The organism is Enterococcus sp. DIV1059_2 (genome assembly GCF_051713685.1).
GTDB lineage: Bacteria > Bacillota > Bacilli > Lactobacillales > Enterococcaceae > Enterococcus_D > Enterococcus_D casseliflavus.
In genome coordinates this window covers 859,699-873,704 of sequence record NZ_JBIOQK010000001.1, presented here as the reverse complement: position 1 = coordinate 873,704, position 14,006 = coordinate 859,699, and the positions used below count along the sequence as shown (strand labels likewise).

The 14,006-nt window shown below is 31.5% G+C and carries 16 protein-coding genes and 1 pseudogene; 1 reads left to right on the top strand and 16 read right to left on the bottom strand.

The features are described from left to right. Positions 1–207 precede the first annotated feature (207 nt). From IGI72_RS04105 to IGI72_RS04090, 4 genes and pseudogenes are all read right to left on the bottom strand, one after another. Positions 208–453 (bottom strand): annotated as a pseudogene (locus IGI72_RS04105) (MerR family transcriptional regulator); the annotation flags it as partial. Positions 454–1,248: 795 nt separating this feature from the next. Further along, on the bottom strand, positions 1,249–1,554 hold the full coding sequence (locus IGI72_RS04100; RefSeq protein WP_060792665.1) for a hypothetical protein: 306 nt from the start codon (positions 1,552–1,554) through the stop codon (positions 1,249–1,251). A gap of 86 nt (positions 1,555–1,640) precedes the next feature. Continuing rightward, entirely contained in the window at positions 1,641–1,856 is a 216-nt protein-coding gene (locus tag IGI72_RS04095; RefSeq protein WP_010748155.1) for a hypothetical protein, read from the bottom strand. 66 nt (positions 1,857–1,922) lie between these two features. Next, complete coding sequence (locus IGI72_RS04090) at positions 1,923–2,123, bottom strand: cold-shock protein (protein ID WP_074536940.1); 201 nt, start codon at positions 2,121–2,123, stop codon at positions 1,923–1,925. A gap of 295 nt (positions 2,124–2,418) precedes the next feature. On the opposite strand from IGI72_RS04090, the gene IGI72_RS04085 reads away from it, so the two are divergent. Continuing rightward, on the top strand, positions 2,419–2,568 hold the full coding sequence (locus IGI72_RS04085; protein ID WP_175445299.1) for a hypothetical protein: 150 nt from the start codon (positions 2,419–2,421) through the stop codon (positions 2,566–2,568). 75 nt (positions 2,569–2,643) lie between these two features. On the opposite strand, the gene IGI72_RS04080 is transcribed toward IGI72_RS04085, so the two are convergent. The 12 genes from IGI72_RS04080 to IGI72_RS04025 form a co-directional block, all read right to left on the bottom strand. Beyond that, on the bottom strand, positions 2,644–2,847 hold the full coding sequence (locus tag IGI72_RS04080) for a hypothetical protein (RefSeq protein WP_005225249.1): 204 nt from the start codon (positions 2,845–2,847) through the stop codon (positions 2,644–2,646). 670 nt (positions 2,848–3,517) lie between these two features. Next, positions 3,518–4,588, bottom strand: a complete 1,071-nt coding sequence (locus IGI72_RS04075) for a chromate transporter (RefSeq protein WP_005225247.1) — start codon at positions 4,586–4,588, stop codon at positions 3,518–3,520. 403 nt (positions 4,589–4,991) lie between these two features. Continuing rightward, positions 4,992–5,471 carry a GGDEF domain-containing protein gene (locus tag IGI72_RS04070; RefSeq protein ID WP_005225246.1) on the bottom strand — a complete coding sequence of 160 codons (480 nt, stop codon included), beginning with the start codon at positions 5,469–5,471 and terminating at the stop codon, positions 4,992–4,994. A gap of 706 nt (positions 5,472–6,177) precedes the next feature. Beyond that, complete coding sequence (locus IGI72_RS04065; protein WP_223597931.1) at positions 6,178–6,534, bottom strand: hypothetical protein; 357 nt, start codon at positions 6,532–6,534, stop codon at positions 6,178–6,180. A 120-nt stretch (positions 6,535–6,654) separates the two neighbouring features. Continuing rightward, the gene (locus tag IGI72_RS04060; protein WP_218193596.1) at positions 6,655–8,322 is read right to left on the bottom strand and encodes an FAD-dependent oxidoreductase; all 1,668 of its coding nucleotides are present in this window, start codon (positions 8,320–8,322) and stop codon (positions 6,655–6,657) included. Positions 8,323–8,339: 17 nt separating this feature from the next. Continuing rightward, positions 8,340–9,419 (bottom strand): ACR3 family arsenite efflux transporter, encoded by a 1,080-nt coding sequence (gene arsB / locus IGI72_RS04055; RefSeq protein ID WP_218193595.1) that lies wholly within the window; start codon positions 9,417–9,419, stop codon positions 8,340–8,342. A 2-nt stretch (positions 9,420–9,421) separates the two neighbouring features. Continuing rightward, a complete protein-coding gene (locus IGI72_RS04050; protein WP_074536842.1) occupies positions 9,422–9,748 on the bottom strand; it encodes an ArsR/SmtB family transcription factor in 327 nt (108 codons plus the stop codon). A 611-nt stretch (positions 9,749–10,359) separates the two neighbouring features. Next, a complete protein-coding gene (locus IGI72_RS04045) occupies positions 10,360–11,490 on the bottom strand; it encodes a serine/threonine-protein kinase (RefSeq protein ID WP_074536843.1) in 1,131 nt (376 codons plus the stop codon). A gap of 342 nt (positions 11,491–11,832) precedes the next feature. Beyond that, complete coding sequence (locus IGI72_RS04040) at positions 11,833–12,198, bottom strand: hypothetical protein (RefSeq protein ID WP_074536844.1); 366 nt, start codon at positions 12,196–12,198, stop codon at positions 11,833–11,835. An 18-nt stretch (positions 12,199–12,216) separates the two neighbouring features. Beyond that, positions 12,217–12,843, bottom strand: a complete 627-nt coding sequence (locus tag IGI72_RS04035; protein ID WP_074536845.1) for a hypothetical protein — start codon at positions 12,841–12,843, stop codon at positions 12,217–12,219. 218 nt (positions 12,844–13,061) lie between these two features. Next, positions 13,062–13,298 carry a hypothetical protein gene (locus tag IGI72_RS04030; RefSeq protein ID WP_074536846.1) on the bottom strand — a complete coding sequence of 79 codons (237 nt, stop codon included), beginning with the start codon at positions 13,296–13,298 and terminating at the stop codon, positions 13,062–13,064. Positions 13,299–13,492: 194 nt separating this feature from the next. Beyond that, entirely contained in the window at positions 13,493–13,951 is a 459-nt protein-coding gene (locus IGI72_RS04025; RefSeq protein WP_138314763.1) for a hypothetical protein, read from the bottom strand. Between the last annotated feature and the right edge of the window lie 55 nt (positions 13,952–14,006).

Here is a 14,006-nt window from a genome sequence, read left to right as displayed (position 1 = left end):
ACTCTTATTTCGTTTGACTCCTAATAGTTCATGGGCGAAGCGCGTCCGTCTAAAATAGTTGTTTCTATCGTTTGAACCTCATTGACAATTTTTGGAGAATCTTACCATTCCTTTTCAGCAGTTAAATGTAAAATTCTTTAATAGCTACGCTTATTTTTCATCCAGAATGATAACCTCCCAAATTTTTCCTTCTATCTATATAGCATCATTTTGTGTTTTACGTAATTGAACTAGTTGAGCAAAATCAATTAAAGATTCAATCGACAATCCAGCATTTCGCAAGTTTTTTGCTAGATAAATCCAATTTAAATCATTGGTAGTATAATCTCGGTAGCCGCTCTCGTGGCGGTGAACGGGTGGTATCACGCCAACACGCTCATAATAGCTTAGTGTATCCACACTTAAATCAAACATTTCAGCTGCTTTTTTATATTCATCGAATCTCCTCCTCATTCTTCTTATTTATAATAAACCATGGAGTTAACTCTAGAGAAACCAGAAGCCTCTTGTCTCTATGCTAATACTATACTAAATACCTCCTCACATTCCGTAGACTATTAAAATATTAAGCAATAGATAAAATCAGTTAAATGCAACTTCTCATATTCTAATGTTTATTAAGTAAGAATAATGTTAAAATAAAAAAACGAAGAGTATTCGGCGCAGTCCAGAAAAACTTCCCCAAGTTTTCTGTGCCGGTACTCTTCTTAGATTAATGCATGTTGCTTAATCAGCCTACGCTATATATTTCTTTTTTGCAAGTAATTACGATGTAGAAGCAATGCTTAGGAATCCCTTACGTTTTTTCTATTTTTACTTTTGACTTCTTTTAAGTGCTATACTGGATAAGTACCATGAAAGTAGGTGTTCAAATATGAATACTAATTTTTATCCAGTGGAAGTTTTTAGTTCGGACTACCGTTTATATTCATCAAAAGCAAAAACAAATTTGTATGATTTTCAATCGAGACCACCTTTGATCACGTCATTTGCTGTGCTAAATTTGAAAGAGTTGCACAATATTCAACTCAAATTATTTATTTACGATATTGATATCGAAAAATTTTCTACTTTAGAGGAAGCTAAATCTAGATGTAACTCTCTTATGTATAAATAATTTAACTAGCTGATCATAGCTAGTTTTTTTGTATATCTGTATCTAATGAACTAAATGTTCATCCTTAATCTGCTTAATAAAAAGAAATATTTATCGCAAAACTTATGGTGGCGGATTTAGAAGTTTATAGATTAGCGAATGACACAGAAATATCTGCCATCTGCTATGGGTGAATCAGATAAAATATATTTCTGGATGGTTCCTTTGAAGAGTTTTTCTCCTTCACAGCAACTTTTTAAAGAAGTATACATTTTTTCAGAACCATCCAGATAATAAACATTGATTCCCTGAATCTGATTATAATTAATCGGAGAACGTCGTGTACAAGAAAGTTGATCTCCTAGATATTTCACTTGATTAACAATCATTGGGTCATTAAGCCAATTTTTGTTAAGTGTCAATTTTACGATTAACTGATGAATAGCTTCTTTTTGCATTTTATTCCTCCACTCAAACCAATCGTCTATCCAGTTTACATATACATAGTACGTGATCAAAAAACTCAATCTATTCTTCATTGATTTCAGTTACTCATTAAATTTTTATAATTTATAACTGTTCTTTCCGTAGTATTCGTCACTTCTGAATTTGAAAGGGTTACAACTGCCGAATTGCTGAGTAGCTTTATAATTGTTCCAGCTGCTTGTTTTTTTCTATATCGAAATATGACCTGTTGATCTATATGAAAAGCTTGGCCTTCTATTGAAAGTTGTTGTGGTTTCCATTGTGAAAAACTCATTCTTACCCCTCCTTTGAAGTATGAAAAAACCGCCTCACACATGTTGAGACGGGTTAAAAGGCACTTTTATGCTTTATAGATATTAGCAGCTTGCATACCACGTTGACCTTCTTCAGTATCAAAAGTGACTGCTTGCCCTTCATCGAGAGACTTGAATCCATCTGCTTGAATCGCAGAAAAATGAGCAAAGATATCTTGACCATTCTCTCCGGTTATAAAACCAAAACCTTTGTCTGCATTAAACCACTTTACTGTACCTTTATTCATACTATTTCCTCCTTGTGCATCATTACGAATGCATTTTGTTGCAATAATTGTTTGATAAGCAAAAGGAGAGTATAAATTTCTGTATAGCACTCTTAATACGTTTCAAAGTTTATCACTATAAGTAGTATACCACACAAACTCTTTAGTTGCAACTTTACATAAAAATATTATTTTTTTATAAACTTATCACTCACTATACACTATTTTATTTTTAATGTGCTATACTATCTATATAGAATTTCGCTATGAACGTTATCGTTACCTTTCGTCACTATTTGAGAGAGGAGAATGTATTATGACATTCACTAACAAAACAATTGATTATCGTGTTACTTTGGACACTAACTTAAACTTGTTTATTGTTTTTTCTAAAAATGATGAAACCAAAGTGGCAACCGGTACTACAATCGAAAATGCAATACATGAATTAGAAAAACTAGCATAAGGAGTGAAACTCTCTAATGGCCAAGCTCTTTTCATATTAAAGGCAGCTACTTGTAAGAATGAGTAGCTATCTTATTCATTTTTTGTGTGCTAATTTGCTAAAAATGATCTCCATTGTTTCAAGTGTATCGATATCCATCTGACACAACCAGAGAAATACCTTCTTTTCCTCCTCCGTCCAAGTAGTTTTTGGATAGGCGGAAAGAAGTTTCAGATATTTTACACGTTGGATACTAGATGACAATAGCCAGTGCTGTTCAAAACTCTCACTTTCTTCCATATCATCCCTCCAAAATGGTATTACCTACAGTTAGACATAGCAAATGCAAGTAACTTTTAACTAAAAAATATCACAAACTAGCAAGCCAATCATCACAGATTAAAAATTGCTTTTTTTATGTTAATAAAGCAGTACATCTATTTATTGTCTCCTATTCTTAGATCCAGCTTCAGCTCGATTTTAAAATAGAGCAAAATCCTATAATTTCTGATCCGTTAAAATCAATATTGTAGAATTCATAATCATTTTTTATCAAGCAATCATTTATTTAAAAACCATTCACATAAGTAATAATTAACTTTTCGAAACCTAAGACTTTAAGGAATATTATTTTATTCTATAGTGGTTTTCCGATAATGCTTCCACATAATATCTTAATAACTTGTAATCTTTTTCATCAATACTTTTTATTATTATTTTATTTCCAAATAACGATCTGTGTGAACTTTTTAAAAGTCTGTGATGTATCTGATTTACAATCAAATACTCTACTTCTTCGTCCTTCAAGTTAGGATCAGTAATCTTTTCTAAATCCCGATGAATATAATTATATTCTAAGTGAGACGCGTCATTAATAACTCGTTTAAATACAAAAAAATCTATTGTTTTTATACATAAATACCCTAACATTCTTATGCAAAACTCTTATCAATAGATCATCTAATCTAAATCATAAAAATAGACCTAATAGAATTCCCCCTAAGATGAAGAATGCAGAGTTAATTTTGTATTTAAGAATACCTAATAGACTAATAAAAAAAATTAAAATGAAATACCATTCAACAAAGATATTTTGTCCTAATTGGATGGTAACATTAGCCATCAATGCTAATGCTGCCGCATTTATACCAATTAACATTTTGGAAAATGTATTGGATTGTTTAAGCTTGGAAAATAGTGGTGCTAATATAAGAACCAGTAGAAACGATGGTAAAAAAATCCCTACTGTAGCTACCAAAGCACCTGGGATATCGAAAAGTAAATATCCAATAAAAGTTGCTGTAGTAAATACAGGCCCAGGAGTAAATTCGCCTACAGATATGGCATCTATCATTTGAACTTGGGTCAATACTTGTAACTTATCAACAAATTCTGATTGGATAAACGCAAGTAATACATAGCCACTACCATATAAAAGTAAACCTATTTTCAGGAAAGTTAAAAATAAAATTGAGAGACTAAATGGCTCTATGACATAATTTTTAAAATTCCAATCTTTTTTTATTAATAGTAAGAGTATTGCGGCAACTATTAACACAGTGAGTTCCGAAGCACCAAAAACAACCAAAAGCAGAGACAGGCAAAAAACAATAAATGTAGACATATCTTTTATAGCTGTTTTAAAAAGCTTTATTAGAGCTGCTACAATAATTGCTACAATGACAGGCTTTATATACTCCATAATTGTTTGAACTCTAGGAAGGTCTCCATATAATTTATAAAAGTGCCCTATAATCATTACAATGACCATTGCTGGTAAAATAAATGAAATACCTGCTAAAAATAATCCCCATTTTCCAGCACGCCGATGACCTAATATAATTGCCATCTCTGTAGAGTTTGGACCAGGAATCAAGTTAGTAAATCCTAATAAATCTAGAAACTCTTCCTTAGACATCCATTGCCTTTTATCCACGACTTCTTCTTCCATCATAGCGATATGAGCAGCTGGTCCACCAAAAGCAAAGAACCCAAGTTTTGAGAACACTTTAACAATCTCGATGTATTTATTTTCTTCCATAAGCCCTCCAATAGCATGATAAATATTAAGTTATGTGCATGATTTGTTATATCAATGATTGGTTTCAGTTTAGTAGATCTTTACTTTCCAATAAATAGTTTAGAAAAGGACGCAAAGAGAAAAATAGAACTTTCTCTTTGCGTCCTTTGATGAAACCTTCTGAAAAACGATAAATATATTATCATTACAGTAGATTTACTCACCTATAAATATAAAAGCAACATATAAAAAGAAGACTTCCCCAATCTGCTTTCTCCGCTACTCTTTTAATGAGACACACTAGAAAATTTTAGAACAATTATTTATATATAGCAAGTAAAATGCCCTTGTTAAACAATACTATTTTAATGAACCGTCCAAGAGATCTTGATCAAGCCAAAATCATGTTTAATTGCATAATAAATCAAGAATAAACAACAACTGTGTTTCTACCTCTTTTTTTTGCAGCATACAGCGCTTGATCAGCCTGATTGATGAGTTCATATACATCTAAAGAAGAATCATACTTAGAAATGCCAGCAGAAAAATAAAGCGTAATCTTTCTTTCCCCTCCAATATTCAACTTATTTTTTAATAAGAATGCCTGAAATCTTAATATAGTCTTTTGAACAGACTTTAATGTACTGTCTTTGAAAATAACTAAAAATTCTTCGCCTCCATATCTATAAACCTCTACTTGATCTTGGTGTGCTTCACTAAGAAAAGTTGTTATTTTTTTTGAAAAGAATATTAAAGCACGATTTCCTGTAATGTGTCCATAGTGATCATTAATTCTTTTAAAATGATCTAAATCCATCATAATAAAAATAAGCTTTTCCTTTTCAACATCTGTCATACTATCTACGTCTTCATTTAAGCTTCTAATATTTTTAACTTTCGTCAATTCATCGTAGTTTCTCTCAATAAGTTTTCTATTTATATCTTTTAAGAATTATTTTTGAGTACTTAGATAGTATTGCCAAGAAATACAAATAATTATAGACCCTATAAACAAAGATAGATATTCCCAAAAAGTAAGTTTATATTCAAAAAAGAGCATAGAATTCAATCCAGCCATCATTAGAGTAATTAAAACAAAAAATATATAAAACGGTATCTGTATTTTATATTTATAAAAGGTTTTTTTAATTACGAAACTAAAAGTGAATGCCAGTATACTTAGAACTAGAATACTAAGTAATGTCTTGATATCAATAATACTTATTACGATAGTCCGATAAACACCATCATTAGAGCCAATAAAAGAAAATAATTTTTCATTTTGAATGAGTTAAAGTATAAGATAAATAAAGGTAATGTATATTCATAATAAACATACCCCACATTATTTATCGAAAAAGTTATGATAAAATACATTTGCGATACAAATAATATTAAACCAATAATTATTTTAAAAGAATATCGTAAATGGAGTTTCTTAAAATTTTTTACAAATAAATCATAGGAAATAAGTAAGCTAATTACTATAATTGAATACAATATTACACAAAGCAAATGTAAAAGTCCCATAGACATTTCTCCATTTCTTTTTTACTGTATACCAAGACTATAAGTATGAGATTTTACCTTTTCATTCCAACTATATAAATTTATTTTGCATATCTTTTTGCTTCTCTTATTTTATCTAGAATAAAACTTGTTTGACTATAATCAGTTAGTTCACGTATTACTTTTTTCACCGTACGATCAACAGCGCAAATACCAAACATATCAGAATAGAAGTCAGTTATTGATTTGATTGGACTAAACAATTTTTCTGATAATTCAGTTTTTTTTGAGTAATTCATTTCTAAGTACCCTTTGTCTACTAGCCGATCAATAACTAAATAAGCTGTATTCAGCTTAAATTCTGGGTATTTTTTTACAAAGTTACGTTTTGTTATCCCTCCCTCGCATTCATATAATGAAATCAAAACTCGGTATTCAATTTTAGTTAAATCTACCATCTTCAATTTCACCTCTAGTAGTCCATAATATATAAAAAAATGAAGCTTGAAAAAAATACAAATTTTACATCAAACCTCAAAATAAGTTTCTTCCTAATTATTCCAATATTTAGAATTCTATCATAATTTTTGTATCGTTTCACAAACTTCTTGATAGTTTTTATTTCCTCCGGATAAATTATAAACTTGTTTAAATCCTTTGTTCAGTAAAATATTTTGTGCTGCATTTCCAGTAACGCCTTTATTACAATAAGTTACTGTCACACATTCTTTATCCAATTCCTCATATCGATCTCTTAACTCAGCTAAAGGTATGTGAATTGCTCCCTCAACTTTCGAAGTTTCAAACTGTTTTCTTGATCTGGTATCAATAATTTGTAATTTTTCGCCGCTATCAATTCTTCTCAATAGCTCTATAGGGGTCATTAACGGGGTATCATTATTTATATCGTTGTTCAAAGCCATCCCAGTATAATGAATGGGATCTTTTGTTGTAGAAAAAGGTGGGGCATATGCTAAATCCAAGTGAAACAAATCTTCAGCAGTTGCGCCAAATGAAATAGCAGTAGCAAGCACATCGATCCGCTTATCTACCCCATCATAACCTATGATTTGAGCCCCAAGTATCTTCCCATTTTCTTTATTTGCGATTGCTTTGATCACCATTTCTTTACCATTCATATAGTCCGGCTTATTAGGTTTAATATTATATAAAGTAGTAATAGCTATATTATTTGCTAAAGCATCTTTTTCTGTGAGACCAGTTTGAGCAATTGTTAAATCAAAGAATCGTAAAATACCAGTTCCTAAGATTCCCTTGTGTCGTAGATTGCCACCTGTAATAACATCTCCTGCGATCCTTCCCATTTTATTGGCTGTTGAAGCTAAAGGTCGATAAATTGGTCGCCTAGTTATGCGATCAAAACTTTCTGCAATATCACCTACAGCATAAACATTTGGAAAATTGGTTTCTAACTTATCGTTTACTTCTATAGCTCCGGTAATTCCTAATTTAATTCCCATGGATTTTGCTAATGCGGTGTTCGGCTTTACTCCGGTAGCTAATACAAAAATATCTGCCGAAAAGATAGTTCCTTTAGCCGTTTCAATAGACTTCAGACTACCATCACCGTTAACTTTTCTGACGGTTTCTTCAGGGAAAAAGGCAATGTTTTTCCTTTTCATTTCATTAATGATTCTTGAAGACATGTCCCAGTCTAAATGGGACATGGGATATTTACTTCGTTGAAGTAACGAGACCTCAAGACCTAGTCTCTGTAACTGCTCGGCCATTTCTAAACCAATATATCCAGCACCAATGACAACTGCTTTTTTTGGCTCGTTTTCATCTACAAACTTCTTGATACTTTTCCCACTCGAAATATTTTTCACCTGAAAAACATTCTCAAAATGTCTATTAACAAATATTTCTGGGGTATTATAAACCGATCCTGTGGCCAACACTAAAACATCAAAATTATTGGTAAATGATTTTTTTGTAATTAGATTGATTCCGTGCACCAATTTTTTATCATAGTCAACCTGAGTTATTTCATGAGAGGTATGAATATCTACGTCGTACCTTTTTTTAAACCATTCAGCATTACGAGGCGTCAGTTCATCAAAGTTTTCCACTTCTCCCCCCACTGCATATGGAATCCCACAAACTGCGTAAGACACATCCATATCTTTATCATACAAAACAATCTCTGCATCTTCCGTATTTCTTCTTGCTTTTGCAGCGACACTTGTTCCAGCAGCGACAGATCCAATAATGATGATTTTCATTTCTCCACACCTATCCTTTATACGTTCTTGATTTCACTCAAAGATTCCGGATTTATGAACCAGTCTTTTGTTTTATTAGAAACCTTAACTAAAAGTAACATAACTGGCACTTCCACAAGTACGCCTACGACTGTTGCTAAAGTTGCTCCCGACTGTAATCCAAAAAGTGATATTGATACCGCTACTGCCAACTCAAAAAAGTTACTTGCTCCTATCATTCCAGCAGGAGAAGCAATATTATGTGGCAACTTCCAAAATCTTGCCCAACTATAAGCAATTGTAAATATTAAAATCGTTTGAATCGTTAAAGGAATTGCAATCAATAAAATATGCAATGGATTAGCAATAATTCTTTCACCTTGGAAGGAGAAGATAATGATCAGAGTTAGTAATAAACCAATAATCGTCACTGAATCAAATTTCTTCAAGAAGACATTTTCAAAATAGGTTAAACCTCTTTTTTTTATGATCAACACTCGAGTAATGAAGCCTAAAAACAATGGAACAACTACAAAAAGAACAGTAGACAGTAATAAAGTAGCTAAGGGGACACTTACATTATCAACACCTAACAAGAAAGCAACAATAGGTGCAAATAATACTAGGATAATTAAATCGTTGATTGCGACTTGAACCAAAGTATAGGCAGAGTCACCTTTTGTTAGGTAGCTCCACACAAAAACCATCGCTGTACATGGTGCTGCTCCTAGAATAACTGCACCAGCGACGTATTCTTTTGCTAGTTCTATTGGAATCAATTGTTGGAAAATCACATAAAAAAAGAGTGCTGAAATGCCATACATCGTAAACGGTTTAATAAGCCAATTAGTAACGCACGTGATAACTAATCCCTTAGGTTTTTTAGCAGCACGAACAATACTGGTAAAATCAATTTTTAACATCATAGGATAAATCATCAACCATATCAAAATAGCCGTTGGAATTGAGACCTGAAAATACTCAAATTGACTTAATGTATCAGGGATAGCTGGCGCAAATTGTCCAATCAACACGCCGACAATCATGCACAATATTACCCACAGAGTTAAATACTTTTCAAAAAAACCCAACCCTTCAGATTTACCTTTTGGTTTCATTTTTACTTTCCCCCTATTTTAGATCCTTCTTTTACTTTACATACACAGTTGCCTTCATTATTTACAAGTAATTGTTGAATAGATTCCATAAATTCTACAACAAATTCTTCCCTCAACGAATAATGGTGCCATTGTCCTTTTTTACTTACACAAACAACACCCGCTTTTTCAAGTACTTTCATATGATGAGAGAGTGTAGGTTGTGTAAAATCAAAATATTCAAGTAAATCACATGCACATAAACTGCCGCAAGAAAGCACATCTACTATTTTCATGCGATTTGGATCCGCTAGAGATTTTAATACTAATGAAAGAGATTCATAATTCATTCTTTCGACCCTCCTTATATAGATGATTATCTATATACAATATAGATAATCATCTATATAAGGTCAAGTTATTTATTCATAATTTCTAAATGAATTGAAAGTAATAGCATAGTTAGTAGTATCACTAAAGGTTATCTATGGGAAAATCTAGCATAGAAAAAGTGTCCAAGAATATCTAATCTTGAACACTTTTATAGTATATAGCAACCAAAGAGTGATCATAAACTCTTAAGTTTCTGACCCCATCCAATATTTGTCCTAATACTCATAAATCTAAATTTTAATTGAACAATGATTTAGTTACGAGTTAATGAACACGAAAGCAAAGTAATACTTATTAATTATGGTATCTAAAAAGAGTGTCCAGAAAATCGTCATTTTCTGAACACTCTTTTTAACAATTCCATCATACACATTCTATTTTTTTATATCTAATTTGCTCAACTTATCTGGTCGCAAAAAACGGTTTGTATATTTCAATCGGCAAATATACCACCAGGGTATACTCTGGTGTCCAATTAAAAGTGTTTGAACTAAACATATCAAAAGAGACACAACTACTTGTGTCTCTTTTGACTGGTTACATTATTATTTATATATTTCACATTTTTTTACTTGTCATCTAACATTTCTTTAATTTTTGGATGTACGTGTTCTTTGTCAAGGAGTGTTCTAATTTTATCTTGTGCATTGAATCGGCGTACGTCTACTGCTATATATTTTAGTATTTCTCCAGCTAAAAAAAGTGTGTCAATATTATGTTCTGATTCTTCCTCCATTAACAAAGTATACATAATATAGGAGTAATTATCATAGGCTTCAAAACTTCGACAATTAGACATACTGGTCTGCAATTTTTCCAATAATTCTTTTGCATGTGTAGGCTCACGCTTCAAAAATGTTAGCAAGATATTTCTATAGTTAGGAATCGAAAAATTATTGTAAGTCTCGATCGCTCCCATATTTAAAAAATATACTTTTATATCATCATTATAGATGTTATTCTCTATATCTTTTAAACACTTACTCTCAAATTCTGTATTTTTTAGCTTCTGTAAAATAGATTCAATTGCAGATAATAGTTCATTTGCATCAACATACCTAACTTTTTCACTTTGAGCAGTTGCGGCTTTAGATATAATCGAAAACTTATGATTATCATTGTCATAGTCACCGGTCATTATATAATTAATTATTTTTCCTAAACTATATACATCGGACTGCTTTGTTGCCTCCTTTAGACTATTTAGTTGCTCTGGAGCAGTATATCCATAATGTCCGAATGACGTAGTATTTATTGTTTTCCTTGAGTAATCTTCACTTAAATTTTTTCCCAAGCCAAAATCTGAAATAACTATTGATTCTTCTTTGATTAATATATTATTTGGGCAGAGATCACGATGTAAAATATCTAAATCATGTACTTCTTTCATTGTAGTAACTATGCTTAGAATGTATTCATCTTTCTTCTCTTTACTTAGTGAAGTATAATTATTTTCAATTAAATCCTTGAGATTTTTGTCACATAATTCCATAGTATAATAAAGACCAGTACTGTCTTCTCCGTATTCAAATACATTTATTACACCAGGTACATGAGATAAAGATTTTGTAATTTCGTATTCTCTATAGAATCGATGTTCTATCCCTTCTCTTGGTCTTACCATGTGGCTCAAATATTTAATAGCTTTACCATCTTTTTTAAATACATTACCAAATCCCCCACTACCTATCTTATCCATATTACCCTCCGAACATTAAAATATATTTTTTGGAAAAATCATATATCATTAAATTTTTAACAAATATAGTATATCACTATTATAATTTATGTTCATATAGGAAATTAAAATATTTCAATATAATCGGAATCACTGAGAGATAAACTCTGATATTCTCTAAAAAAGTAACTTTCTGATTTAATAAATTGAGCTGCTAGAAAAGCTATTAAATGAGTAAATAAACATAGCTCAAAAACTTTTAAGTTTCTGACCCCTTTTTAATTTATGGATCTTTCTTAGAGGTTTAAATAAAAACAACCCTTTTAGAATAGTTATCTAAAAGGGCGTCTTTGTTTAAAAAATTCATTCAATAAAAGTAGGTACATCAGATATCTTATCTAATAAGATAGGATCATTTTGCAACGTGGGGATAATTAGGAAATTTTGCTTGTTAGTTAAAATTATCAAACCATCATTATTGTTACTTGAATCTAAAGTGTAAGCATGTTCGGTTGATTTTTCATATTCCCCACGATCATATTCTTTTCCGTCAAAATATAATACATATTTCCCTTCTTTATCAAAGGTAACTTGCGTCTTTTGATTGTCGTTTGGACTACCAAAAAAACCAATGATATCAGGAACTCTATTTGTGATCAGATTAAAAACAAACGCACCTGTAACTAATAAAGTTATCAGAATCAAAACTATTGTCGATTTCTGTTTCACATGCTTCACCTTCTTAAATTATTGTGCCTTTGCTGACAAGGTTCGAGAATAAAGTGTTTTGGGGTAAGTATAATATAAGAACTGTTTTGGTCCATTTGGATTTGTGTAAGGAGCTCCGTATACTGCTACTTTTTGGACTTTATACTTTTCACTCACATGTAGTTTAAAGTATTGTGTTTTGTTAGGTGCATTTACAAAATTCCCTGAAGTCCCTGATTTTCCTAAATTGGTAGAAATACTAACCCCTGCAAAACCTGCACTTACGCTGACGTTAGGTCCACCTCCAGATGACCAATAGAATCCACCTCCTGAAGGAAATTTTGTTCCTTTTGTTGGTTGATTTCCTGCATATCCACTAGCTACTGGATATTTTGTTTCAATAACTTTTTGAGTGAGATTTACCCAAGTTGGACTTCTTGTTAATCCTGTTTTACTAGAAATATAGTCTTCAACTTGTTTTTGTAAATCTTGCTCAACTTCATATTCAGGAACTATCATTTCTATAGTCCCATCCTCTTTAGTTACATAATCCGAAGCAACAGAGTTACTTGACTCTTCTACAGCCCCAACTGTTGGAGTGGTTAAACTACCTACCATAACAAAGGAAACACTACATAGTAAAATCGTTAATACAATCTTTTTCATCATTATCCCTCATTTCATTTTGATAGCTTAAGTATGACAAAATTTAATGAGAAATAAAAGAAACCAAATGTTTACGTATCGGTGTTAAATGCTTAGTTTACAATGTAAACTTCTGGTTGCCTTCTTCATAAATTGGATTTCTTTATTGAAGAAACTTAATATTTTCTGCACGGATATTCCAGTATCCCCGTATTCAATATTTAAATGTCTGCTCCAACCTAAAATGGTAATCCTCCGTAAAAAGTATCACGACGTTTATCCTCGATTTTTTTGTACAGTTTCTTTACATCTTCTAATTCCTCTTCATCATAAAAAGGTATTATGTCGTCGAGTTCTTCTTCGTGTACTGGTTTCTTTAGTAATTGATCTGCCATTCCTAGAACAGTAGATACTATCAATGCTTCTTCTAAATTCAGTTCCATTACCATCGTTTCTTTACTTTCTTTTTCTATCATTTTTTTCCCTTCTTCCTATTTTCTATAATCCTTATTATTCTATGATTGCATTTCAAAGTTTCTCACTAACTTTTTAATATATTGAAATTGTGTCTACTTCCAGTTCTTTTCCCCTGTTTCCTCTACTGATCCTCGCTGAAGATCAATAGAGGAAGCAAAGATTTATTATGTTTGAATGTACTACCTCTATAATATTAATTTAGAACTGAATCAGCTGTATGAATATTACAAGCGTAGACATACCCGTCTTTTTGTTCGCCATCACTATAATACAGTACAGCTTCGACCGGTGTTATTTCAACCTTAGTCACATTTGTTGCTTGTGCGTACGATTCTCCATATTGTCTCGCTTCATTTTCTGTAAAAAATACTTTTCCTTCAGGAATTTGATTATCTTTGAATAAGTAAGATTCCACTGCTCCCTCGTAGAATCCATTATCATTATTTTCTTCATAATCAATTTCAGATTTGTCCTGGTCTTGATTCAACTGTTTTTCTAATCGATCGATTTTCAGATCCATCGCTTCAACTCTTTGCTGTTGACTTTCGATAGTACTCGTCAAACTTCTAAAATAAATAAAAATTGAGAATACCAGAGTGGCCAAAGAAAGATACGCCAAAACTTTAATTATGATTTTCCTATGTTTTTTCAACTAGACCCCTCCTATTTAACTAACTTTTTCATTTGTTTCCTCTATATATCCTTGC